Source organism: Celerinatantimonas yamalensis (genome assembly GCF_046054155.1).
Lineage (GTDB): Bacteria > Pseudomonadota > Gammaproteobacteria > Enterobacterales > Celerinatantimonadaceae > Celerinatantimonas > Celerinatantimonas yamalensis.
Map to the genome: position 1 here is coordinate 228,168 of NZ_JBEQCT010000001.1, position 25,265 is coordinate 253,432.

The window sequence follows — 25,265 nt, forward strand, 5'->3', positions numbered from 1 at the left end:
GATAGCCTCTAAGGAGGCTATCAATGTTTAATCATTAATTTCCGTAAGTTTTGAAGGTGAGCAGTAATTCATTTGTCTCACTTAGTGGTATTGGCTATGATGCCCTTGGCGGCTTCGGCATAATGATTCGATTAGCCTTGAATGGCCAGGGGCCGCCACTTGTTTTGGAGTCTTCTTCTAGTTCTAGCGTATATACTTTACCCACACCGTCATTGACGGACTGGAATCTTTTTGCTCACAACTACCGTGAGCGTTATTCATCTTTATTTGGGGATTTATAGGGATGTCATCTGCGGCATGAATAATAGTCATAAATTGATTTAATTGAAGAGAGGTTCATAAGTATGCCGACTATTCGTAATATTGTGTTTGATATTGGCAATGTCATGGTGCGCTGGTCACCACTGGAAATTATTCGACTCACTTTCGGCGAGCAGGTTGATGGTGCATCGCTGGCGGCTAATATTTTTCAAAGTTCATTGTGGTTAGATTATAATCGAGGGGTTTATACACAGTTGCAAGTACGTCAGCAGTTGCAAGAGCAGATGAATTTTTCAGACGATGAGTTAAATCGCTTGTTTTACTATTTAGTCAATTCACAGATCCTCATTTATGGACAGGTTGACTTACTCAAACGGCTTCATCAGGCAGGTTATCAGTTATACACTTTAACAGATAATGTGCCGGAAATTGTTAGTTTTATTAAACAACGCTATGATTTTTGGCCATATTTTCATGGTGAAGTGGTATCGGCTGATGTCGGGTGTTTAAAACCAGATCCGGTTATTTATCAATACCTGTTAAATACCTACCAACTCAACCCTGCCGAATCCGTTTTTACCGATGACCTCATGGCGAATATTCAAGGGTGTCAAAATGCAGGGATGCACGGTATTCATTTTCGCTCGTCAACGCAATTAGAAACTGATCTTCGCGCGTTAGGTGTGCAAATGGATTAATCGCTATCTTCTGCGAATTGTCTTTTTATTATCATGGCTCAAGTCAGTACTAGGCTTTTTAATATCACCAAGCCTAGTACTATTGCGTCGTATTGTATAGAAAGAGTTATTTATGTTGAGTTGATGAGAACCAATCTTAATTTATTGTTTAATGCACTCATCAACTGGTGGAATGGGTTCTCTCCAGCCAATTAAACAAGTAAAAATAATAAATGCAATAGCGTAGCACCCAAATATAGTGATGGCCATTGCTGCTGTTGAGCTGCCACCTAACCCACTTAGAGGGGCACTGATCCCACCTAATACAAACATGCATGCACCGAGTAGGGCTGAAGCACTCCCTCCACTTTGCGCAGGAACTTCTTGCATGGCTAGCATTGTGCCAGTTGTCCCAATCATGCTGTTGACGCTAATGGTGATAAATAAAATGGGTAAGAGCAACCACAATGACGCGTCGATAAAACCGATTACAACCAAAAGAGCTGCGCTTGTAATGGCTAAGATTAATACGCCTTTTAAAACGACTAGTTCTCCCCAGCGTTTGGCGAGACGAGCACTTATTTGTGCGGCGATGATGAGCCCTAATCCATTGGCAGCAAAGCATAAGCTATATAGCTGTGCGGACAGATGATAGTGCTCCTGGAGTACAAAAGAGGACGCTCCAATATAGGCAAACATACCAGCTAAAATAAACCCCTGTGTTAAGCACAGACCGATAAAACGGCGTTGCAACACTAAATTTCCTAACTGACCAAAGACACTGATAAAGCTTCCTTTGTGTCGCAGTGGTTTGGGTAAGGTTTCGCTGATTTGAAAGTGGCTAAAAATCAGTAATAAGCTGCTTGCAATGCCAAGTACCATAAAAATGTCTCGCCAATTGAGCCATGTCAGCAAAATCCCTCCGACAACAGGCGCGATAATGGGGGCGATGCCATTAATCATCATCAGTAGTGCAAAAAATTGCGTTAATGCTGAGCTTTGATACTTGTCTCGAGCAATTGCCCGGCTAATCACAACGCCGCCCGATCCCATCACACCTTGGATAAAGCGAGCTAAAATCAGCTGTTCAACATTCACGGCAAAGTAGCACGTCCATGATGCAACAACTAGGATAAGTAAAGAGATGAGTAAAGGCGGACGCCGTCCTAACCGGTCACTTAAAGGACCGAAGATTAGTTGCCCTAATCCCAGTCCAATCAGGGTGGCTGTTAAGCTTAACTGCGTTGCTGATGAGGTTGTAAGAAAATCATGTGTGATCTGGGGTAATGCTGGTAAATACAGATCAGTGTACAACGGCCCTAAAGCTGAAAGACAACCTAAAATAAGTGCATAATGGATTCGTGTTTGTGGCAAACAGCCAGCTGTTTTCATAACATTCCTTATTTTGATTATAAGTTTAAAGTGTGGAAGACGTAAAAGTTGTGCATAGCTATGTATCGCTTGATCTGTTCCTCTGAGACCGCATAGGTATAAGCTATACGGCCGTTATCAACAAGGTTAATACACAAATCGCTGGGCACTTGCATGAAAATGCTCAATTGATTCGATGCGATCGCCTTGAATGCAGGATTGTTCTTGTTTTGCTCCTGTTGTGTAGAGGATCATACGATCGCGATGAGGACTTTTTAATCCAATGGTAAATCGCATCAGCTCAGCGCGAGTGAGACTCATCAACTCATCAACTACTTTTTGCCGTTGGTCAAAATCTTCATCTTTGTTACCAATACTGACCCAATAGCGCCGAGCGCGGGTTCGCATATTCGACTCGCGTTCTAAAATCTGACTGGCTAAACCACTTTTTGCGTCCCCCCATTCTTGGCCACTTAACTCGTGGATCAGTAAAGGAAAATTATCAATAAATTCATCGATAGCTTCTCGCATCTGCGTGGGTGAGGCATGGGGTGATTGAATATAAAACAATAAACCTGGATGGCGATTAAGTGGTAAGTTGCCATTACCAACGATATATCCGAGTTGCTGTTTGGTTCGAAGCTCATAGAAAAATGTTGAGGACATTAAATGGTTACAGAAAGTGAACAATGCAATCTGTTTAGAATTAGCTTGTGCACTTTGAAAATACATCAAAAGTGCTGAGTCACTATGAGATGGGCAGGGGTGCTCATAGACAAGCGTTTGCATGCCACTGATGCTAACTAATTGACGGGGCGTTTCATCCGCTGGGCGACTTTGAGGAGCCAACTCGCGCTGAATATACTCACTTATCTCTATAGCCTGTAGTTTTGACCAACTCCCATAGACGAGTGTCTCAATATGTACTTTTTGATACAGATTGGCTATAAATTCTGGCATCTGCTCCAGTTGGATCGACGCAAGTGCAGCCGCTAACTGTGGCCCAGTTGGATTGTTAGGTTGTAGTAGCGCCGTCAGTTGATGAAACAGCTGATTAATTGGCTTGATCTGACGTTGATTTTGCCAGTTTCTTTGTAACTGTTTTTTTATCACATCAAAACGCTGTGGGTTATATTGACCAAATAATCGCCCATTGAGGATCATTTTTAACAGATCAAATTGTCGAGCATTAAAGCCAGCTGTATGGATGGTAAAGCCACCTTGATGCGCATAAAATTGATAGCCCATCCCGGCTATTTCGGCTTGATAGGTCACCTCATTTAGATGATCAAGAATCAGTTCAACCGCTAATCGGCTGCAAGCGATATGGTGAACCGACTGAACCGCAACTGCCGAGTCAACCGAGAGGTAAATATGCCCTTTAGGCAGAGGAAATTCACCATCTTGTTGATGCCATAGGCGAAAACCTTCAATATCAATCAATAGCTGTGGTTTATCGGTTATATCATTCAAGATTAGCTGACTTGGCGGTGAATTGATAAAAGGATTCTCGGGTGGCAGTGTTAATTGGTGAGCGTGAGGGGCTTGCCAACGGGCAAGCTGCTCGTTGCTTAAAGCTTGTACATGATAGGGCGTATGGTACCAATTGGCACAGCGCGTTGTTTTAAGATCTGGCGCAACTAAAGTGACCCGCATCCGCTGAGGAGTCATTTGTTCGAGAAAATGACAAATTTCAACACGATCGAACTGTGTCATTAAATAATCCCCAACTAATACATCTTCAGGGGCAAAATAATGCAAATTAATTGCTAGATGAGACACCAGGTCAATGGCTCGCAGCCGTTCTTGAAAGTGAAGGGCATGCTCTAATACCTGCTGCTTTTCACGGTAGCGCCACATTTCAATACCGTTTAAGGCGATGAGTCTTAAATAATCAAATGTGGCTTCAATGATGGCATCAATCTCGTTTAAACCTGCTTCGTTAAGCTGATAGCTTAAGGTGAACTCTCGAAAATCAGCTCCACTGATGCCCCCGCCAGCAGCCATCGTTTGAATTAACCCAGTTTGACGCAGCTTCGCGATGAGGCTGCCTTGTCCTTCATAACCAATGATGTGAGCTAAGTATTCTAAGGGTTTATTATGGTAGAGCTGTCGTACTGATTCTTGAAAAGTAAAAGAGAGCGTTAGTTGGCGAACTTCCTTCACTGGCTGAATACTGATAAACAACCCTTGGTCTTGCTCACGTAGAAGTTGGGGAAGTTGGCGCACAGGCCAAGATCTGCGTGTAATTTCAGTAAAGTAGCTCAGCCATTGGTTAAGTTCTTCAAGTGAGTGATGGCTCATCAATACTAATGTCATTCGATCAGCAGAATATTGTTGCTGATAAAATGAGATTAAATCATCACGAACAGAGGCATCAGGACGATCGGCGAGAGTGTCTAATGACCCGACCGAAAACTTGCTAAATGGATGGTCGGGATTAACCGTTTCTTTATGAACTTGATAGAGGCGACGCACATCATCTTGAATTTTCAAATGATACTCTGAGTGGACCGCTTGGCGTTCTTTATCAACTAGTTCAGGTATAAAACGTGGCGAGATAAAGAATTGACTAAAGCGATCGAGCGCGGCTTCAAACCATGGTGAATCAATATCGAAAAAATAGTTGGTGTATTCGGTTCCAGTCCATGCGTTATTACTTCCCCCATGATGATTGATAAACTGTTGATATTCGCCAGCATGAGGATATTTATCGGTTCCCAAAAACAGCATATGTTCAAGAAAATGGGCAAGTCCTTGCCGATCTTGTGGATCATCAAAATGGCCGACATTGACGGCTAGAGATGCGGCTGACTTTTGCACTTGAGGATCGCTAATCAATAGGGCTCGCAAGCCGTTATCAAGCGTTATCAGCTGATAGTTTCGAGAATCATTTGGGCTGGTTCGCAATGAACGCTCCATTATTCGTTTATTTCATTTTATTATCAATGGGTCGACGCTGACATGCAATCAACCTTGATGATTTTATGCAACCGGTTTTATGTTACGCTAACTCGGAGTAACATGTACTTAATTTTAGCATCACAGGTAATAATGCGATGGATATTTATGTCATGCGCCACGGTCAAGCTGGCATGGTTGCAAAACGTGATAGTGAGCGAGAGCTCACGGCTGATGGTCGCGCTCAAGTGAAGATGATGGCGACACAACTGGCAACGAAGACAGCGCAGTTTGATTATGTGTTGGTGAGTCCTTTTGTGCGAGCACAGCAAACTTGGGAAGAGGCCAGCAGTGCGTTTAGCGAGCCAAGCCGTGTGATTACGTTAAATGAATTAACCCCTGATGGTGATGCGAAAGCGGTATCTGCCTTAGTGGACGAATTTGCAGCAGATAGTCAGATCTTGGTTATTTCCCATTTACCGTTAGTGGGATATTTGGTGCAAGAATTTGTTCCTTCAGCTGGGGCGCCATTGTTTGCTACAGCTGCCATTGCACATATTCATTTGACGACTAGTCAAAGTAAACTTGTGGCATTAGAGCATCCTGCTTAACCCGTACCCAAACAAGGGTCCGCGCAATGGCGCCGGCACCTATGTTATTTTTTTTATTTCATTGATTTAGACAATTGTTTGGCTAATTGCATCGACGGCTAAAATGGCTTGTGCAATATCGCTTGCGGTTAATCCGGCGTCCAAATTACCCAACGTGTCACCTGGTGAACGAGCTAGTTCACCAACTTTTAGCAGTTGTTCATATGATTCATGTTCCAAATGCATCTCTTTTAATGTGGTGGGCATATGAATACTACGATAGAAACGAATAAACTGTTCAAGTTCTACGTCGCTACGATTTTCCAAAACCATCTGGGTTAATGTTCCATAAGCGACTTTTTCACCGTGTGTCAGATGATGAACATCGCCGCTTAAGGCGGTAAATCCATTGTGAATTGCATGTGCACCCGCCAATCCAGCATTTTCAAAGCCAAGCCCTGAGAGTAATGTATTGGCTTCAATCACGGCTTCAACCGCCGGGGTAACTAACTTTTGACAGACTGCTTTATACGCATTAAGGCCGTGAGTGAGCAAAGTTTCTTGGCAGGCGCGAGCGATTGCGACCCCAGCTATTGATGGGCGCGCACCGACCATCGAGTCGGCATGACTGCGAAGTACGGCTTGTGCTTCGATGTAGGTAGCTAGGCCATCGGCAATCCCAGAGGCAAATAGCCGAGCCGGTGCCTGAACACAAACTTTGGTATCAACGAAAACAAGATCTGGGTTTTTGCGATAAAAACGATAACTATCAAATTCACCAGTTTCGGTATAGATCACCGATAGAGCACTACATGGTGCATCCGTTGAAGCGACAGTCGGAACAATGATGACCGGTTGGCCTAAATCATCGGCAACAGCTTTGACGGTGTCTAATGTTTTTCCTCCGCCAATGCCAACGACCATTTGCGTTTGTTCGCGATTGGCAACCTCGACTAGCCGAGTAATTTCTTGGTCGGATACTTCACCATTAAATTGGTCGTAAGCGTAATTCATACCGCTTTCTTTTAATGAAACATCACATGTATCAGCGACGATTTTCCAAACGATATCATCGGCGACAAGGAGCGCATGGTCGCCCATTAATTTTAGTTGGTCACCCAACTGTCGTAAAATATCGTAGCCTTGGATATATTTTGCAGGTGATGAGTAGATTATTTGACTCATGGGTACTCCTTCATCCTATAGTTAGTCTAGTGTTAGATGGCTGCAAGCCGTTCATCGGTACAGTGAATGAGTGACATCTATACTCGTTACTCGTTCTTTGATGAAGTGTCCTCCGAGAATTTGCTTTATATAGTCGTAACAAACAGCCCTACAACCACACTACGCTGTGGGATACGTGAATGGCTGATCGAGATCAAATTTACCTCAAGCTATTTGCTTGATATATGAATTTATCTCAAGTCAATGTTCGGGTTTGAGAACTGTGATCAAAGGCTTAAAAGCTATAGAGGATTGTGCATTGGTCACTTAATTGTCAAAAATGGATCACATTTATCATATAGATTCAGACCTCGAATGAACTTTTAGTGGTATATATATCTAAGATATATACACGAGGCAAAATTGAATGCTGTTAACAGGGATATCTACAATGTTTTGTGTATTTCGATGAAGTGGCTGAGAACGGCTTCTCGGGTATTTCCTTAAAGGCAGGTTAAACGTGTATGAAAATTTTTAAGAAATATTCTCCCAAGCATATCGCACGCTATGTGAAAGCCTTTTTTAAGGGTCGCATTTATATTCAAGGACGTGGTGCTTATGCCTTTGAACAAGGTAAATTAGTTATGCTCAGTGATTATCGCACTGATAAACACCGACAGACGGTGGCCGAGATAAATCGCTGTATTGAGCGGTTTAGTCAGGACGAGGCAGCATAGCTGCAAAGCAATGTACTGGGCCAGCTATACGCTGGCCTTTCTTTTAGGACTTGATATTAGTTTCTTGGCAATTGGACTAAAATGAGCAGAGCGCTGTTACCGCCCCATTCAAGCGGGGCCTGATGAAATGCTGCGACATCTGGATGTTGTGCTAACCATTGGGGAACACGTTGTTTAAGAATATTTTGCCCATGGCCATGCATAACGCTCGCAATATTGAGTCGATATTTTAAACATGCGTGTAGCATTGCGGCGAGCTCTTGCTTGGCTTGCTGCTGTGTTAAACCATGCAGATCCAAAAATATTTCTGGGGCATACTGACCTCGCCGGAGTTTTTTTAGCTCATTGGGTTCGGTTGTTTCGGCGAGCCAGCGCATCGGCCCTTCTTCTGGCAAAAGAGGGCTGTATTCATCTGAAAAATAATAAGATTGTTGGCTTATCTGCTGATTTAATTGACCTATATTAGGTCTTTTTTGCTTGATCCGAGGCGGTTCTGGCCGTATTTTATCTTGTTCTAATGGTCGAACCCCATTCATCGCCTCTTGAAAAAGAGTCGAATCGGCATTTGCAACGGTTTTTTTGGGCATAACACGGCTAAAATGACACATTCATACATCTGATTGTACGCAATCTCGGAGTTAAATTGGAAAAGATTTTTGTCGAAGAAGCGGTGAGTGAGCTTCACACCATTCAAGATATGTTGCGCTGGGCTGTCAGCCACTTCAATTATGCCAATCTCTATTATGGTCATGGGACTGACAATGCTTGGGATGAAGCTATTCAATTGATCTTTCCATCATTGTGTTTGCCGTTAGAGATAGGTCAAGACGTGAAAGAAGCGCGATTGACTAAAAGTGAACGGCAGATGTTGGTGGAGTTAGTGATTCGCCGAGTGAAAGAGCGTGTGCCAGTCGCCTATTTGACACATAAGTCATGGTTTGCTGGATTAGAATTTTTTGTTGACGAGCGGGTTTTGGTACCACGCTCGCCGATTGCTGAATTGATTGAACAACAATTTCAACCTTGGTTACGCCACGAGCCCAAACGTATTTTGGACTTATGTACCGGAAGTGGTTGCATTGCCATTGCTTGCGGGTATGCGTTCCCTAATGCCGAAGTGGATGCGGTTGATATTTCAGTTGATGCGTTGGCAGTCGCTGAGATCAATATTCAGAATCATGGGGTAGAGCAGCAAGTGTTTCCGATCCAATCGGATGGATTTAGTCAGCTAAGCGGTCAACGTTATGACTTGATTGTGAGTAATCCACCGTATGTAGATGAAGTGGACATGGCGCATTTACCTGAAGAGTTTTGTCATGAACCTGAGCTTGGCTTGGCCTCTGGTGTCGATGGCTTAGCGCTCACACGGCAAATATTGCGTCAAGGCGCTGATCACCTGACCGACGATGGCGTGCTGATTGTTGAAGTTGGCAATAGTCAGGTTCATCTTGAGGCGCAATATCCGCAGGTGCCATTTACTTGGTTGGCGTTTGCCAATGGTGGGCATGGTGTTTTTGCCATTACTCGAGAGCAATTGCTGGCGCATGCTAGCGAATTTTAACGAATTATCCAGATAGAGGCGGACATGGCAGGAAATAGTATTGGCCAACATTTTCGGGTGACAACCTTTGGCGAAAGTCATGGAGTGGCATTAGGTTGTATTATTGATGGGTGTCCAAGTGGATTGGCGATTGATGCGGCACAAATTCAACACGAACTTGACCGACGCCGACCCGGCACATCGCGTTATACCACTGCTCGTCGCGAACCCGATAGTGTCCAGATCCTCTCCGGTGTGTTTGAAGGTGAAACAACGGGGACATCAATTGGTTTATTGATTGAAAATACCGATCAACGTTCTAAAGATTATTCGGCTATAAGTCAGCTGTTTCGACCGGGTCATGCTGATTATACATATCACCAAAAATATGGTGTGCGGGATTACCGCGGTGGTGGGCGATCATCTGCCCGTGAAACCGCTATGCGCGTTGCCGCAGGAGCTATTGCTAAAGCTTACTTGAAGCAGCATCTTGGGATTGAAGTCCGTGGCTATTTAAGCCAGCTTGGACCGATTAAAGCACAGCAAGTAGATTGGTCACAAGTGAATGAAAATCCATTTTTCTTTCCTGATGAGCAACAGTTACCTCAGCTTGATGCATTTATGCGTGATCTCAAAAAGCAGGGAGATTCGATTGGGGCGAAGATAACCGTTGTGGCGAGTGGGGTGCCTGTTGGCTTAGGTGAACCGGTATTTGATAGGTTAGATGCTGACATCGCGCACGCATTGATGAGTATCAATGCTGTGAAAGGGGTATCTATTGGGGATGGATTTGATGTGGTTGAGCAACATGGAAGCAAACATCGGGATGCGTTAACGCCGCAAGGATTTGCGAGTAATCACGCAGGTGGTGTGTTAGGTGGCATTTCATCTGGGCAAGATATTATTGCCCACCTTGCCCTTAAACCAACGTCTAGTATTACTGTGCCAGGCGCAACGATTGATGTTGATGGCAAGGCCACTGAAGTGGTGACCAAAGGTCGTCATGATCCATGTGTTGGAATTCGCGCAGTACCCATTGCCGAAGCGATGTTGGCTATCGTATTGATGGACCATTATCTGAGACATCGTGGTCAAAATGCGGATGTGCAGACGACCACCCCACAGCTTTCATAGTTCGTTGTTTTTGACTGAGGATTGACTGCGGCGCTAGCCGCATTTTTTATGATAGGGTTATCGATAGACGCCATATCTGCGCGGTTGAAGGAGCAATAGATGCATCAATCTGATGATCTGATTGAACTATTTAATATAACTTTTATGGCTTATCAGACGCGCTTAGTTCGCGGTGATGATGAGCCATTCTACCAAGCTGCACGATCGGTTGATGACTGTCATCAAGTGATCTTTGCCCATGGCTTTTATGCCAGTGCCTTGCATGAAATCGCACATTGGTGTATTGCTGGCCCAAAGAGGCGTTTAATGGATGATTATGGTTATTGGTATGAGCCTGATGGACGCAGCGCAGAGCAACAGCAAGAATTTGAGAAAGTAGAAATCAAGCCGCAAGCGCTTGAATGGGCTTTTTCTCTGGCCGCTAACTTTAAGTTTCGAGTTAGCGTGGATAACTTGGGCAGTGATGCGGGTGATTGGCGCTTATTCCAGCATCATGTGGGTCAACAGCTACGTTGCTATCAGCAACAAGGATTTCCCAAACGTGCCCAGTTGTTTATTGATGCACTCACTCAATTTTATACGACTCATGGGGCGATTGAACAGGTATTAAAAGCTATTTAGTTGCCTGATTCGGTGGATGGGTTAGGGGGCGTGACGAGTTGTGCCTTGGTGGTTCTATTTCGCCCCCCCTCTTTACTTTTGTAGAGCGCATTATCAGCCTTTTCTAGCCATACTTGATAGTTTGAAAACTGCTCGTGTAACTCACAGACTCCGAGGCTGATAGTGAATTTGATCGCTTCGTTTTCCCATTGAACTACACTCTCTTCAATGTGTTTTCTCAGTCGTTCACAAAATACTAGCGCATTTTCTTGCGAGGTATCAATCAAGATCACCACAAATTCTTCGCCGCCGTAACGCCCTGCAATATCAGTATTGCGCATCGTCTCTTTTAAAATAGCTGCAGTTTGTCTAATGACTTGATCCCCAGCCAAATGGCCATAGGTATCATTAACCCGTTTAAAATGATCGATATCAAACATCACCATAGAGCAGGGCTGTTTGGTGCGAAGATTACGATTATATTCTTGCTCAGCCCGCTCTTCCCAATAACGGCGGTTATTCAGTTGAGTTAAACCGTCAGTACGACTAACTTGTGAAAGCTCAGTGTTGGCTTTTTCCAACTGCATCTTATTGATGGCAACATCGGTGACATCATACAAAATTAAGCTCACATGAGAAATATCACCAGTGAGTGAGCGCAATGGAATAATAGTCATATTTTGATACATATATTCAGCCATGCCTGTGATTGGCCGATAATTGCGAAATTTAAATACGTGAGGACGCTGCTCCCAAGTGGTAAAGGAGCGATTATTCAGCATAAATACGGTATCGACTTTGTTGCGCAGCCATGTTTCGGGCAAAGCTGGAAATAGCGTGAAAATATTTTTTCCTTGTGCCTGATCTGGCCTTAGCCCACTGTGAGCCTCCATAAAGGTGTTCCATGTCTGGATATTGTATTGCTTATCTAAAACAATTAATCCAACATCAATGGTCTGGATCATCTCCAACATCCAATGGAAATCTTTCAAATCGACCTGAATGTTTGGCGTTGTCATGCCTTACTCCCTTCCAGCATATAAATTAGTTTATTGTTCATTATCGGTAGAGAGTCTTCCGTAAACAGCAGCAATAGATCGCATTTGATATTGTGATTTTCAATCTGATAGTTGATTTCAATGGCGAGCGTTTTACGTTGCCAGCGGCGGGTGCTTGCTTCAATGAGGTCACTAATATTGGTATGTTGACCCAATACCACTGGATGACCCTGTGAAAAATTCATATCCAGTTGGTCGGCAATACCTTTTAAACACGCACCAATTAAGATGTTAGCAACATCCATCAATACTTCGAGTTGTCCGCCATCATCGAGTGCCCCGTCATAACGCATCAACTGTGCGAGATCTTCAAAACTGGAATCATGAAACAGCAATAGTGCTTCGCCATTGATACCTGAGCCGATATAACCTTGGCAAACAGCGGATATCGAATCATCTTCCGCGACCGCATTAAGCGCCATGTGCAATTCACTGATCGCTAAAATATTAACATTAGGAATAGGTAATACGACGAAGGCTCCGAGCATTCGGGCTAACAGATCACCTGCTCGTCCCATCGCAACGTTGGCTATTTCTTGGTACTGATCGCGGTAGTCAATGATTTGATCATCATCTCTTGGGCTCTCACTGATGATGCTTTTTTCTGCTGGCACTGGGTCACTTTGAGGTTTAGTTTCCGGGGGTGGGGTCACTTCCCTAAGTTCATCTTCAGTGGCAATCCCATAGCGCAGCAAAATATCACGAATAGTCCCTTTGCTAGAGGGCTTTTTGATGAAATCAAGTGCGCCGAGCTGAGTGACGCGAGTATACGCTTGGGGCTGAATATCACCGGAAACCACAATAATCAGTGCGGGTAAGTCTTCGGATTGCACGGCTTCCAACACGCCGTAGCCGTCAAGATTTGGCATGTTAAGATCAAGAAAGACCACTTCACCTTGTCCTTGGCGGATAATATCTAACCCTTCTACACCATCCTTGGCATAACTAATTTGAATATCCCATTGCTCTGGTAGTGCTCGAGCCATCTGCTTTTGAGCAAATTTTGAGTCATCACATATTAATATTGGTAAGGTCATGATACCCCATATTATTGCTGATTCTAAAGCGCCTACCATCCACACATGACACTAAGGATGGTAATCAACAGACGATTGACCAATCACTGGTTGCGTCTTCTTGTATTTCATTCAAGCATAGACTTCAATATATGGCATTGTCTAAAAAATCCATCAAATTTAATGTGGTCTGAGTAGTGATAGTTTCAATGATAGTCGTCTGAGTCACATTCATCGGTGAGCCCTGGTCACGATTGTAATGATAGCATCGATGACATCGGTTACTCCAAATTGGGATAACTGTTCTGTGGGTCAAATTTAGTGAGGATAAGCATAGCGCTCGATGATTTGGACCGTTTCATCGTTCGATGTAGTGGTGGATCATGCAAGGATTAAGGTGTGTTTACCCTGAGTACGAGGCTTATCCTATTTTGTTGGCCACTAAAACCGACTCACTACAAGCTCGGTGAGATTCGCTGCAAAAGAGATAGCTAAGGTGATGGGCGCTCGAGCTGCAGGATAACTCGAACGCTGCCATTACCAACACATCTTAGCGCTGAGGTGTGTTCGGTGGCAATACGGGCTGGCCTCGAAGTAGTCGTCTGACCCAAAACCGTGCTGGATGCAGTGCATCTAATACTGACTGGCTAACGGGTGAGGGGGCGGCGGTTAATTCGGCGGCGATGAGTTCACCCAACAACGGCGCACTGGTCACACCACGAGCTCCTAGACCCGCTAAGACATAAACGTTTTGATGTAGTGGTAATTTAGGTGCTGTTTGTTGCAGTGCTGCTTGATGTAAACTGTAATCTTTGAACAGTAAGTCAAGATCGGGGAGTGGCCCCATCAACGGTAAGTGGTCTCGTACAGTGGCTCGTACTGACGCACGTCCAATACTGTCATCGGTATTGAGTTTATCGGTCCATGATTGTTTAATACACTGGCGCAGAGCGGCAAAATTTGCTTGTGTGTCATCGCTATATAACTGGCAGTCTCGGTTCTCTCGCTGGTGAGTGGCGCCAATGCAGTGGCTGCCCGCATTAGCTGGAGTGAGGTAACCTGCATAACATAGCACATGCTGTAGCTGAGTTAACTGATGATTGGTTGCTAAGTGAGTAACTTGTCCCCGAACAGGCGTAATGGGTAATGCTGCAGCTAGTGTAAAGTTAGTCACATCGGGACCATTACATAAGATAAGCTGTTTAACATATTGCGGCGGCTTATCGATGAACTCTAACTTAATTGTTCCATCACTCTGAGCTTGCCAATGGCTGAGGGTATGCTGATAACAAATGTCAGCTGCGCCTTGTTGCTGGGCAAAATTAAGCATTGCGTTGACTAGATCATGAGGACAAGCCCACCCCGCTTGCGGATAGTAAAGCCCACCATGCTCCACAGGAAGACCTAACTGGATACTCGCTGTCTGGGCATCGACTGGCGTGGCTAAATCGTTGGGCCAGCCCATTTTGGTAATTTTTGCGATTCGTTTGCATGAGCGCTCGTTATATCCTAGTTGCATTACCCCACAAAATTGATGGCGTATTGGGTAACCTTGGTCGAGCAATTGCAAGATGGTTTGACGATTATAGTGAAAGGCACTGATAAAAAACTCGCTCAGTGCCGTTTGTTCAGGGTGAAGCAGTGGATAGATGGCACCTTGACGATTCCCAGAGGCCCCTTGGGCAGGGCCTGTTGCTTGATCAAACAAACGATGCGCAATACCGCGTTTGGCCAATGCTAAACTGATGCTCGCCCCAGCGATTCCTGCTCCAATGATACCAACCTGTTCACAAGTTTGAGGATAGGGGCGTTGAAACCATGGCGCGGCAGTGGGAATGGGATGATGAGCTGATCGCACGCCACAAAGCATCTCTCGTTTGCGACCAAATCCAGCAACTTTTTTGACGTGAAAGCCCGCTTCTATAAGCCCTCTGCGAACAAATCCAGCTGCGGTGAACGTGGCAAATGTTGCATCGTTACGACTGAGACGGGCCATGGCATTAAAGAGTGGTTGGCTCCACATCTGTGGATTTTTACTCGGTGCAAACCCGTCTAAAAACCAGCAATCGACTAAACCTTGATCACTTTGAGGGAGCTGCTTGAGTGATTCATGTATATCTCCGAGCCATAAATCTAAGATGATCTGGCCACCTTCGAAGGTCAGCCGTTGACAACCTTCACTGAAAGTACTCGGATAATGGGCAATTAGTTGCTCTGCATAGCGAGCAAGTTCTGGCCAATGGCGTAAGGTTTGAGCCAAATCACTTTTTTGTAATGGATATTTCTCGAAACTAATAAAGTGCAGCACATTAGGTCGCAAGTGGGGCGCTAACTGGTTATAACAATGCCAGCTTGCTAAAAAGTTTAAGCCACTGCCAAATCCTGATTCAGCGATCACAAATGTGGTCAATAAATGCGCCTGCCAGCGCATGGGGAGTTGGTTTTGTGCTAAAAAAACATAGCGAGTTTCAGCCAAGCCATCTTGGTTAGAAAAGTAAACATCATCGAACTGTTGAGCAATCGGCAAACCTTGTTCGTTCCACTGGACTTCGGCTGAATGAATGGCTGTTACCACTGTGCACCTCGTAATAAGCTGGCATTAGACTGGAAATTATCGGCATACACCTGTAATCTTCCACACAAAACTTAAAGTAGCGATATGGAAACGTTACTTCTGAGCGTATACTTATATTTAAAAACGATTGAGATCGTCTGATGAAAAGAGCCGTAATCACCGGTTTGGGTATTATATCCAGTATCGGTAACAATAAAGAAGAAGTACTCGAGTCTTTAAAGACTGGTCGGTCAGGAATTACTCATTCTGACGAATTTGAGCAAATGAAATTGCGCAGTCAGGTATGGGGAGTCCCCGATATTAATCCAGCCGAACATATTAACCGTAAAGTTTATCGCTTTATGGGTGATGCTGCGGCTTACTCCTATTTGGCGATGCAACAAGCGATTGACGATGCAGGCTTAGCTGATGAACAGGTGTCGTCAGAGCGTACTGGGTTAATCGTCGGCTCCGGTGGAGCATCCTCAAAAAACCAAGTGGAAGCCGCTGATATTCTTCGCGAAAAAGGCGTGAAACGGGTTGGGCCTTACATGGTCCCACGCACCATGTCCAGTACTACCTCAGCATGCTTAGCCACGCCGTTTAAGATCCTTGGCGTGAATTATTCGATGAGTTCGGCATGTGCAACCTCGGCGCATTGTATTGGCACCGCATTTGAACAGATCCAAATGGGGAAACAAGACATTGTCTTCGCAGGGGGGGGGGAAGAGGTTCATTGGACTCTGGCTATGGAGTTTGATGCAATGGGTGCGTTATCGACTAAATTTAATGATACCCCAGCCAAAGCATCCCGTACCTATGACGCTTCGCGAGATGGTTTTGTGATTTCTGGCGGCGGCGGAATTGTGGTCGTTGAAGAGCTTGAACACGCTCTAGCTCGCGGTGCTAAAATCTATGCCGAAGTGGTTGGTTACGGCGCAACTTCTGATGGTTACGATATGGTCGCGCCATCGGGTGAAGGTGCCGTGCGCTGTATGCGTCAAGCGATGCAAGGGCTAAATGACCCGATTGACTATTTAAATACCCATGGAACGTCAACGCAAGTGGGTGATGTGAAAGAATTAGGCGCTGTTCAAGAGGTTTTTGCCGGACAAAGCCCACTGATTAGTTCAACTAAATCACAAACTGGCCATGCACTAGGCGCAGCGGGTGTCCATGAGGCGATCTACTCACTATTGATGATGGAAAACGACTTTGTTTCGCCATCCATTAATATCGAGCAGCTAGATGAGCATGCCAAAGGTTTAAATATTGTGCAAAATGAAGCCAGTGATGCGAAGCTCAATCAGGTCATGTCAAATAGTTTTGGGTTTGGCGGCACCAATGCCACATTAGTCTTCCATCGTTATGTTGACTAATAACTAAGCAAAGACATCAGAAAAGGCTACCTTAGGTAGCCTTTTTTACGATTAGCTCATGCAAATGTTAACGAGCTATGGCAAGCTAAACGCTATTTTTTACAGATGAAGTTATTATGCTGCAGCCATTTACTCTGTTAGTGGATGAGAACATGCCATTCGCTCCAGAACTACTTTCGCCTTTCGGGCAGGTGATCACTAAATCTGGCCGAGAATTATGCGCCGATGATCTGATCAATATTGACGCGTTGATGGTTCGTTCAGTGACGAAAGTCGATGAAACCTTATTAGCTAAAGCGAATCGATTGCAATTCGTCGGTACTGCGACGATCGGTACCGACCATATCCATAAAGAGTTGTTAGCTGCGCGAGGCATTGGCTTTGCCAGTGCACCAGGCTGTAATCGTATTGCCGTAGGTGAGTATGTCATCACTAGTTTATTAGCCTGTGCACAATATCGCGGTGAACAATTAGCTGGCAAACGATTGGCTGTTGTAGGAAGTGGTAATACTGGTAATGCAGTGGCTCAGCGCGCTGAAGCGGTTGGCATGAAAGTGTTGCGTTATGATCCACCACTGGCGGCTAAGGGGCAATCTCATTGGACATTTTGTCAGTTTGAGGATGTACTTAATGCTGATGTGATTAGTTTACATGTGCCGTTAACGCGTGATGGAGAACATGCGACTTATCATTTATTTGATGCAGAGGTGTTAAATCAGTTGCGCCCTGAACAGATTTTGATCAACGCGTGTCGTGGTGAAGTTGTTGATAACCAAGCACTGCTTCGATGCGTTCAAGCCAAGCTTGCACCGGCATTGATTTGGGATGTCTGGGAGGCTGAACCGAATGTGCTGACAGATTTGGTTCCTTACCCATTTATTACGACGCCACATATTGCAGGTTATAGCCTTGATGGCAAAATGCGCGGGACACAGATGATTACTCAGGCATTGTGCCAGCACTTAAATTTCCTCTATGTTGATCATAGTCAGCAGTTTTTACCGGCGCCGACGCTTTCAAGCATTGAATTAACTGCACCTATTGAGCAAGCAACACTCGGACAATTAACTCAACTTATCTATAATGTATTTGCTGACGATCGACGGTTTCGCCGCGATGGATTAACAGCAATAGGGTTTGATAGGCTGCGAAAAACCTATCCTCAGCGCCGCGAGTTTGCCACATTAAGTATTCGAGGCGTATCTGATCCGCGGTTAGCCGCTTTAGGTTTTGCGTTAGATCCCGCATGAACAACATGAGTGTTAGTGCATCATCATTGCGGTACCCCTGAATCTGTTGATGAAGATCGGACGGCAATGAGATGAATACAATGCGAATTGATTGAATTTGAGAACGAAATAAGAGAGAACACATGGCAATTGCAGTATTAGGTGCATCATCGTTATTAGGGAAAGCCTTAATTGAGCGGTTAGTTCGCAATCGGTATCCAGTAGAGGCGATTGTCGCCGTTGATCATTTTACTGAACATGATGATGATAGCGATGAAAATGATGATCGCCAGTTAGATATTGCGGACCAATCTTTTGAGCTGTCTTCCCCTGATGCATTTGATTGGGGTGCGGTGCAAGTGGTGATTGGTTGCGAGCCACAATTGGTCCAAGACTATGCCGATGAGGCCGTAAGTTTTGGAGCCGTGCTTTTGAACGCGACCAACACAGAGATGCTTGGCGCAGTTTCTACGCTGAGTTTAGCAGACAGCGAGTGGGTGGGGGCACAGGGGGTCTATCAGGTACCTAATGCCACCGTGTTATTACTGAGTCATCTACTGGAGCGTTTGGATAATGAAGTCGGTCTTGAAACGATTCATATCAGCGTACTCAACTCGGTCAGTGACCAAGGACAATCAGGAATCAGTGAATTAGCCGGACAAACAGCCCGTTTACTCAATGGTCTACCTGTGGAACCCGAAGTCTATGCTAAACAAGTGGCGTTTAATCTGCTGAACAATTCGAGTGAGGGAGCGTCAACCGCCGAAGCTGTTGAACAGCAATTACCCTTAGTCTTTCGCGATTCGACGCCAGTTATTATGGCCCATAGTGTGACGGTGCCGGTTTTCTATGGCACGATGGCACTAGTAAGTATGCAGTACACAGGCGTATTATCAGTGGCTGAATGTGCTGATATATGGCAGGCACTCGAAGGTGTTGAGCTTCACTTAGATCAACTTGTGACACTCGTTACTGATCTGAATCAACAGCCTTATTTGAGCGTGACCGAGTTGCGTCAAAGTGCCCAGCAGCCACATCAATTGAAGTTCTGTGTGCAAGCGGATACCATTTATGCGTGCGTCGTTCCCTATTTGGAAAAACTGATTCAGCGTATTAGCGGTAATTGATCGAAAACTACTTAAGTTCAACCATAATAGGCCGAGACATAGCTAAGGGCGTATTATTTACGCCCGACCTGTTAGACTGAGCGTTGTGATTGGGTGTGATGATCAGCCCGATACCTGAGTGCATCGCTGGCAGTAAGGATTTAGTATTGTGGATGCTCAGTATGAAAAGGAATCATTATGAAGCGATATTGTTCGCAATTAGCGGCAATTGTGTTGTTTGGAGTATCTGGTTTTTCTCTTTGTTCTTATGCAGCACCAGATCCAAGCCAGTATATTCAAATGGTTGGCCCAAATGAGGTTGTAAATAGTCAAGGGAAACAGATTACCCAGCGTTATGGGCCGGTCCGCCATACTGATACACTTTGGCGGATTGCTAGCAAGTATCGACCAAAATCATCGGTCAGTGTCTATCAGACGATGGTTGCTATTTTTCAAATGAATCCTGAAGCATTCGTTGATAATGATCTGAATTCATTAGTTAATGGTGCTTACCTGACAATTCCCACTTTAGAGCAAATTTCAGCGGTTCCAGAGCAGCGTGCGGTGCAGATAGTGTCGAAAACGACCAATTCATCGCCTGCAACAACTAAATCCTCGATTTCCTCCACCGCGTCTTCACCGAAAGCTTCCTCTTCAAAGTCTACTTCTCGAGTCATCAGTCATGTGTTGGCCGATCAAGTTGCCAAGCTGCAAAAGCGCATGGATGAATTGGAAACGATGAAAAACAAAGAGCTTGATGTCATGCGCAAGCAACTTGATCAAGCGAGCGAGCAGATGCTTGGTATGTCAGAAGTAAACCATCGTTTGAAGTTACGTGTTGCTGATTTGACCAGTCAATTGGCAGCGATTCGTGATCAGCTCGATAAAACTAGACAAATTCAGCAACAGATCCTCGATGAACTCAAACAAAACAAGAAAGCGACTGGTGATCAGACGAACTGGTATAAACAACTCATGGATTCACCAGTTAATTTAGCGTTAGCTGTCTCTATTCCATTACTATTGGTTCTGTTGGGGCTGATTTGGTTACTACGGCTGCGATCTAAAAAGTCGCAGAGTGATACGGAACTTGATGAAGATGAACTCTCATTAGAGGAGGACGACGATCAGTTCTCCAAATTATTCACTGATGATGTTGAGACTTCATCGTTAGATGAGGCTCCTGTCCCAGAGGTTGCTGATGAAGCACCGCTTTTGGTAGATGACCCGCTTATGGATACATCCGCCGATGAAGAGATTGCTTTTGATGATGAAGCCATCAGTGCGTTAGCTGAATTTGAGGATCCAGAACCTCCCTCAGTTGAGTCCTCAGAAGAAAGTGATGATGGTGTTTTTCATGATTTGTTGTCTGAAGATGACGATGAAGATGTTTTGTTACCTGAACAAGAGAGTGAAGAACCAGACATTGATTTACCCAATGACGAAGAATTGATTCCAGATGAGTCAAAAGACGTTACAGTCGATGAAAATGACGAGTTTTCAATTGACTTTGATGAGCCACTGCCATCATTAGAAGAATCTGAAGACGCTGAGCAATCGCGTAAAGATGTGGATGCATTAATTGATCAAGTTGAGCAATTGACCAGTGAGTCATCGGCAGTGGACGAGAGTGATGAGCAAGACTTAAATGAGATAGAACAATCTCTGGGCGAAAAGTCGTCGCTAACCAATCACACGGATGAGTTGCAGCTGGATGATGAAGAGATCACGCAAAGCAAACCACCTGCAGCTGATAAACCTGTCGATGATGAACTAAGTGAAGCGCAGCTTGAACAACAGATGGCTGAAGAATTAGCGTCACTAACGAACGATGATGTCGAAAATAACTTTGATTTGTCAGACGATGAGCCGCAATCGGCAGGGCCAGAGTTGGTTACCGAACCAGATTTAGAACCGGAATTGGTCACCGAACCAGATTCAGAACCAGAATTGGTCACCGAACCAGATTCAGAACCAGAATTGGTCACCGAACCAGATTCAGAACTAGAATTGGTCACCGAACCAGATTCAGAATCGGAATTGGTCACCGAACTAGATTCAGAACCGGAATTGGTCACCGAACTAGATTCAGAACCAGAATTAGTCACAGAACCAGATTCAGAACCAGAATTGGCCGTAGAGCCAGATTCAGCGCCGGAATTAGAAACAGAGCTGTCTGACAATGAGGATGATGACTTAGCGGCTCTTGATGAAACACCTCCCAAATTTGAGATGGAAGATGACGATGATATTGATGATTTGGGACTTGATTTTGAGATAGCTGATGATGAGGGTGCTGATCCTGAGGCGATCGAACCTATTTCGGCTATCGATGAGCCTATAGATGATGATCTGGACTCGTTATTCTCTGGATTTTCTGAGGATGCTTTCAGTGAAAACGACAATCAGGTTTTTCCTGATTTGCCGCAGCGCGATGAGGTTGAGGATCGTGAATTTGTTGATATCGACAAATTGATGGCTGATGATGACGAGCCTAGTGATGTTAACCCTTATACTGAGCCTAAATTAGATGTTGGTTTAGATGAATTTGCGAGTATTCTCAATCGTGACGGTCCAGACGGGATGAATATTGATGTTGATGCTGACTCAGATGGTGCTTCTAAGCTTGATTTAGCGAGAGCCTATTTAGAGATTGATGATGCCGATGGGGCGCGAGATATCTTACAAGAATTGCTGTCGTCACCGCAAAGTGATGCGGTGCAAGAAGAGGCTGAAAAGATACTCGCACAGTTGCGGTAGTCCACAATTTGGTCAGCGAATAGCGGTCCAATGACAGACTTAATTTAAAAAGGCGGTGACAAAGGGAACCGCTTTTTTTATTATTGGCCGCTGATTGTTAAGCGGAAAGTAGTATGCGAATTGCTCTTGGCATAGAATACGATGGTTCTCAGTATTATGGTTGGCAACGTCAACGAGAAGTGATCTCTGTCCAACAGTGCGTTGAACAGGCACTTTCGAAGATTGCCGATCAGCCTGTGGAAGTTTTTTGTGCTGGGCGTACGGATGCAGGTGTTCATGCAACGGGACAGGTTATTCATTTTAGCGTGGCATGTGAGCGTAAAATGGCAGCTTGGACATTAGGAATGAATGCCAATTTGCCAAAGGATATTGCGGTGCGTTGGGCAACATCTGTTGAAGATGATTTTCATGCCCGTTTTTCAGCAACGGCAAGGCGATATCGCTATATTATTTATAATGCACCTTATCGGGGTGCTATTTTGGGAAGTGGTGTCAGTCAATACCACATTCCATTGGATGAAAAACTGATGCACCAAGCGGGCCAATTGCTTCTTGGTGAGCATGACTTCACCTCGTTTCGAGCCGCGCAATGTCAAAGCCGTAGCCCGTTTCGTCATGTCCAGCATCTACAAGTCACCCGGCAGGGCGATTATGTGGTCATTGATATAAAAGCCAATGCGTTTTTACACCACATGGTACGCAATATTGCCGGCAGCTTAATTGAAGTTGGGCAAGGTGATTGTTCGGTTGAATGGATTGCTCAATTATTGGCGCTTAAGGATCGGAGTAAGGCTGCCGCCACTGCAAAAGCAAGTGGATTGTATCTAGTGGCTGTAGATTATCCATCCCACTATGGGATCCCAAAAGTTGCGCTTGGGCCGCTGTTCTATCAGGTATAATCAATTGACCGATAAGCATGTCGCTGGGTTTTCCACCGCATGCTTAGCTATTTATTACATGATAAGCATGTTGATGCTATCAAAAGACAGAATTAAGGATTCCGATGAGCTGGTTAGAGAAAATTCTCCCAAAAAGTAAAAGCGTCTCCTCACGACGTCGGAATATTCCGGAAGGCGTTTGGACTAAATGTGCGTCTTGCGAGCAGATTTTGTATCGTGCAGAGTTAGAGCGTAATTTGTTCGTATGTCCTAAATGTAACCATCATAATCATATTGGTGCGCGAGATCGTTTGGAACGATTTTTGGATAAGGGCGTTGAAGAGCTCGGAGCTGAGTTAGAGCCAAAAGATATTCTAAAATTTCGTGATTCGAAACGCTATAAAGATCGCTTGGCGGCAGCACAAAAAAGCACGGGCGAAAAAGACTCTGTTGTGGTTTTAAAAGGCCATTTAAAAGGGATGCCAGTTGTTGCATGTGCCTTTGATTTTAAATTTATGGCGGCATCAATGGGATCTGTTGCTGGGGCTCGTTTTGTCCGGGCCGTCGAGTGCTGTTTGGCTGAAAATCGTCCCCTTATTTGTTTTGCCGCCAGTGGTGGGGCGCGAATGCAAGAGTCATTGTTCTCGTTGATGCAGATGGCCAAAACGAGTGCGGCATTAGCTAAATTACGGCAAAAAGGGTTACCTTATCTATCCGTGATGACATATCCAACCTTTGGTGGTGTGTCTGCATCGCTGGCTATGTTGGGTGATATTAACGTGGGTGAACCCAAAGCGTTAATTGGTTTTGCCGGCCCGCGTGTTATCGAACAAACAGTGCGAGAAAAACTTCCAGAAGGCTTCCAACTGAGTGAATTTTTAGTCGAACATGGCGCGCTGGATATGATTGTTGACCGCCGTCAAATGCGTGACAAGTTAGCATCAATTATTGGTAAATTAACCAATCAGGTCGCAATTGAAGAACCCGTTGAAATAGCCGCTTCGGCCGTGTCGATGGAGTTCGATGATGAACCGGACATCGATTAATTTATGATCAATCCATCAAACGTGATAGGCCGGTCTTTATCAGACTGGCTTTCTTATTTAGAGCACCAGCATCCCGTTACTATCGATCTTGGACTAACTCGGATCCGTCAAGTCGCTCAGCTGATGTCTCTTGATACCATGCCTATGCCAGTTGTAACCGTTGCCGGGACGAATGGCAAGGGATCAACCTGTCGATTGATTGAACAACTACTGCTCGCTAAGGGTTATTCTGTTGGGGTATATAGCTCGCCTCATATTAGTGATTACCGTGAACGAGTACGCATCAATGATAAGCTACTTGAGGCAGATCTGTTTTGTCAGGCTTTTAGTGACATTGAGCAAGCTCGGGGTAACATCACTCTGACCTATTTTGAAGTGAGTACGCTGGCTGCTTTATGGTTGTTTAAACGCCAGAACCTTGACTATGTTATTTTAGAAGTTGGGTTAGGAGGGCGCCTAGATGCAACCAATATTATTGATGCTGATGTCGCGGTAGTGACCACGATCGCCTTGGATCACGAGAACTATCTAGGCCATGATCTGCAACAGATTGGTCGTGAAAAGGCTGGGATCTTTCGTGCTCAGGGCAAAGCTGTGATCGGTGATCCATCGATTGTTGAGAGTGTCTATCAAAGTGCTGAGCAACTGGGATGTCAGCTGCTGGCCAATGGCCATCAGGTTCATGCACAGATCAGCAATGATGGTCAAAGTTGGTGCTATCAGGGGCTTACTCATTGTTATGCACAATTACCAATGCCTGAACTACCTATTGATAATGCGGTGGCCGCGTTTGCGGTCTTAGATCAGTTGCAGATCACACTTAGTGAATCACAAGCCAAAGAGCAGGTCGCTCATTGGCAGTTAGCCGGTCGGATGCAATTATTACAGCGCGACCCCATTGTGTATATTGATGTAGCGCATAATCCACAATCGGCTCAGTATCTGGCGACACAATTGATCCGCCATCCTTGTCAAGGGAATACCTTCGCAGTTTGTGCCATGCTTGCTGATAAGGATAACCAAGGAGCTGTTGATGCCTTGGATGGTCTTTTTGAGCAGTGGTTTATTGCTGGATTAGCAAATGACCGTGGTGATAATGGCGATAAGCTTGTTTCTGCGCTCTACGGCAAAAATTATCAGCGTTATGCGAATATCCATCAAGCTTATGAACATGCGTTACTAGTTGCAAAGCCGATTGATCGCATTATTATTTTTGGGTCATTTGTGACTGTCGCAGAGGTTTTAGCGATTCGCGGAGGTTAAT

At 44.8% G+C, this 25,265-nt stretch carries 20 protein-coding genes; 13 read left to right on the forward strand and 7 right to left on the reverse strand.

Annotated elements, in window-relative coordinates; genetic code table 11:
- Positions 1-344: 344 nt before the first annotated feature.
- Positions 345-959, forward strand: a complete 615-nt coding sequence (locus tag ABUE30_RS01150) for an HAD family hydrolase (RefSeq protein ID WP_408621850.1) — start codon at positions 345-347, stop codon at positions 957-959.
- Between the two features lie 141 nt (positions 960-1,100).
- Here ABUE30_RS01150 and ABUE30_RS01155 read toward each other — a convergent pair whose 3' ends face one another.
- Entirely contained in the window at positions 1,101-2,330 is a 1,230-nt protein-coding gene (locus ABUE30_RS01155; RefSeq protein ID WP_408621851.1) for a multidrug effflux MFS transporter, read from the reverse strand.
- Between the two features lie 126 nt (positions 2,331-2,456).
- A complete protein-coding gene (locus ABUE30_RS01160; protein ID WP_408621852.1) occupies positions 2,457-5,231 on the reverse strand; it encodes an insulinase family protein in 2,775 nt (924 codons plus the stop codon).
- A gap of 137 nt (positions 5,232-5,368) precedes the next feature.
- On the opposite strand from ABUE30_RS01160, the gene sixA reads away from it, so the two are divergent.
- Positions 5,369-5,821: a phosphohistidine phosphatase SixA gene (sixA, locus tag ABUE30_RS01165; RefSeq protein ID WP_408621853.1), complete on the forward strand. Its 453-nt coding sequence runs from the start codon at positions 5,369-5,371 to the stop codon at positions 5,819-5,821.
- A gap of 66 nt (positions 5,822-5,887) precedes the next feature.
- Here sixA and ABUE30_RS01170 read toward each other — a convergent pair whose 3' ends face one another.
- Entirely contained in the window at positions 5,888-6,985 is a 1,098-nt protein-coding gene (locus ABUE30_RS01170) for a glycerol dehydrogenase (protein WP_408621854.1), read from the reverse strand.
- A 503-nt stretch (positions 6,986-7,488) separates the two neighbouring features.
- Here ABUE30_RS01170 and ABUE30_RS01175 point away from each other — a divergent pair.
- Positions 7,489-7,701, forward strand: coding sequence for a DUF1107 family protein (locus ABUE30_RS01175; RefSeq protein WP_408621855.1), 213 nt, complete (start codon positions 7,489-7,491; stop codon positions 7,699-7,701).
- A 56-nt stretch (positions 7,702-7,757) separates the two neighbouring features.
- Here the strand turns inward: ABUE30_RS01175 and smrB are convergent, their stop codons facing one another.
- Positions 7,758-8,288 carry an endonuclease SmrB gene (gene smrB / locus ABUE30_RS01180; RefSeq protein ID WP_408621856.1) on the reverse strand — a complete coding sequence of 177 codons (531 nt, stop codon included), beginning with the start codon at positions 8,286-8,288 and terminating at the stop codon, positions 7,758-7,760.
- A gap of 56 nt (positions 8,289-8,344) precedes the next feature.
- Between smrB and prmB the strand changes: the two genes are divergently transcribed.
- The 3 genes from prmB to ABUE30_RS01195 all read left to right on the forward strand — a co-directional run bounded on the left by prmB (position 8,345) and on the right by ABUE30_RS01195 (position 10,996).
- Complete coding sequence (gene prmB, locus ABUE30_RS01185) at positions 8,345-9,262, forward strand: 50S ribosomal protein L3 N(5)-glutamine methyltransferase (RefSeq protein ID WP_408621857.1); 918 nt, start codon at positions 8,345-8,347, stop codon at positions 9,260-9,262.
- Positions 9,263-9,286: 24 nt separating this feature from the next.
- On the forward strand, positions 9,287-10,375 hold the full coding sequence (gene aroC, locus ABUE30_RS01190) for a chorismate synthase (RefSeq protein ID WP_408621858.1): 1,089 nt from the start codon (positions 9,287-9,289) through the stop codon (positions 10,373-10,375).
- 99 nt (positions 10,376-10,474) lie between these two features.
- Positions 10,475-10,996 carry an elongation factor P hydroxylase gene (locus ABUE30_RS01195; protein ID WP_408621859.1) on the forward strand — a complete coding sequence of 174 codons (522 nt, stop codon included), beginning with the start codon at positions 10,475-10,477 and terminating at the stop codon, positions 10,994-10,996.
- Here ABUE30_RS01195 and ABUE30_RS01200 read toward each other — a convergent pair.
- The 3 genes from ABUE30_RS01200 to mnmC all read right to left on the reverse strand — a co-directional run bounded on the left by ABUE30_RS01200 (position 10,993) and on the right by mnmC (position 15,624).
- On the reverse strand, positions 10,993-11,994 hold the full coding sequence (locus ABUE30_RS01200) for a GGDEF domain-containing protein (protein WP_408621860.1): 1,002 nt from the start codon (positions 11,992-11,994) through the stop codon (positions 10,993-10,995). The genes ABUE30_RS01195 and ABUE30_RS01200 overlap by 4 nt on opposite strands.
- Complete coding sequence (locus tag ABUE30_RS01205; RefSeq protein WP_408621861.1) at positions 11,991-13,070, reverse strand: response regulator; 1,080 nt, start codon at positions 13,068-13,070, stop codon at positions 11,991-11,993. Before ABUE30_RS01205 ends, ABUE30_RS01200 begins: the two co-directional genes overlap by 4 nt.
- A gap of 529 nt (positions 13,071-13,599) precedes the next feature.
- Positions 13,600-15,624 (reverse strand): bifunctional tRNA (5-methylaminomethyl-2-thiouridine)(34)-methyltransferase MnmD/FAD-dependent 5-carboxymethylaminomethyl-2-thiouridine(34) oxidoreductase MnmC, encoded by a 2,025-nt coding sequence (gene mnmC, locus ABUE30_RS01210; protein WP_408621862.1) that lies wholly within the window; start codon positions 15,622-15,624, stop codon positions 13,600-13,602.
- 140 nt (positions 15,625-15,764) lie between these two features.
- On the opposite strand from mnmC, the gene fabB reads away from it, so the two are divergent.
- From fabB to folC, 7 genes are all read left to right on the forward strand, one after another.
- Positions 15,765-16,982: a beta-ketoacyl-ACP synthase I gene (fabB, locus tag ABUE30_RS01215; RefSeq protein ID WP_408621863.1), complete on the forward strand. Its 1,218-nt coding sequence runs from the start codon at positions 15,765-15,767 to the stop codon at positions 16,980-16,982.
- 116 nt (positions 16,983-17,098) lie between these two features.
- Positions 17,099-18,232, forward strand: coding sequence for a 4-phosphoerythronate dehydrogenase (locus ABUE30_RS01220; RefSeq protein ID WP_408621864.1), 1,134 nt, complete (start codon positions 17,099-17,101; stop codon positions 18,230-18,232).
- Positions 18,233-18,354: 122 nt separating this feature from the next.
- Positions 18,355-19,338 carry an Asd/ArgC dimerization domain-containing protein gene (locus tag ABUE30_RS01225; RefSeq protein WP_408621865.1) on the forward strand — a complete coding sequence of 328 codons (984 nt, stop codon included), beginning with the start codon at positions 18,355-18,357 and terminating at the stop codon, positions 19,336-19,338.
- Positions 19,339-19,515: 177 nt separating this feature from the next.
- Positions 19,516-22,077, forward strand: a complete 2,562-nt coding sequence (locus tag ABUE30_RS01230; protein ID WP_408621866.1) for a FimV/HubP family polar landmark protein — start codon at positions 19,516-19,518, stop codon at positions 22,075-22,077.
- 113 nt (positions 22,078-22,190) lie between these two features.
- The gene (gene truA, locus ABUE30_RS01235; RefSeq protein WP_408621867.1) at positions 22,191-22,976 is read left to right on the forward strand and encodes a tRNA pseudouridine(38-40) synthase TruA; all 786 of its coding nucleotides are present in this window, start codon (positions 22,191-22,193) and stop codon (positions 22,974-22,976) included.
- Positions 22,977-23,080: 104 nt separating this feature from the next.
- A complete protein-coding gene (gene accD, locus ABUE30_RS01240; RefSeq protein ID WP_408621868.1) occupies positions 23,081-24,001 on the forward strand; it encodes an acetyl-CoA carboxylase, carboxyltransferase subunit beta in 921 nt (306 codons plus the stop codon).
- A gap of 3 nt (positions 24,002-24,004) precedes the next feature.
- Positions 24,005-25,264, forward strand: a complete 1,260-nt coding sequence (gene folC, locus ABUE30_RS01245) for a bifunctional tetrahydrofolate synthase/dihydrofolate synthase (protein WP_408621869.1) — start codon at positions 24,005-24,007, stop codon at positions 25,262-25,264.
- Position 25,265: the final 1 nt, after the last annotated feature.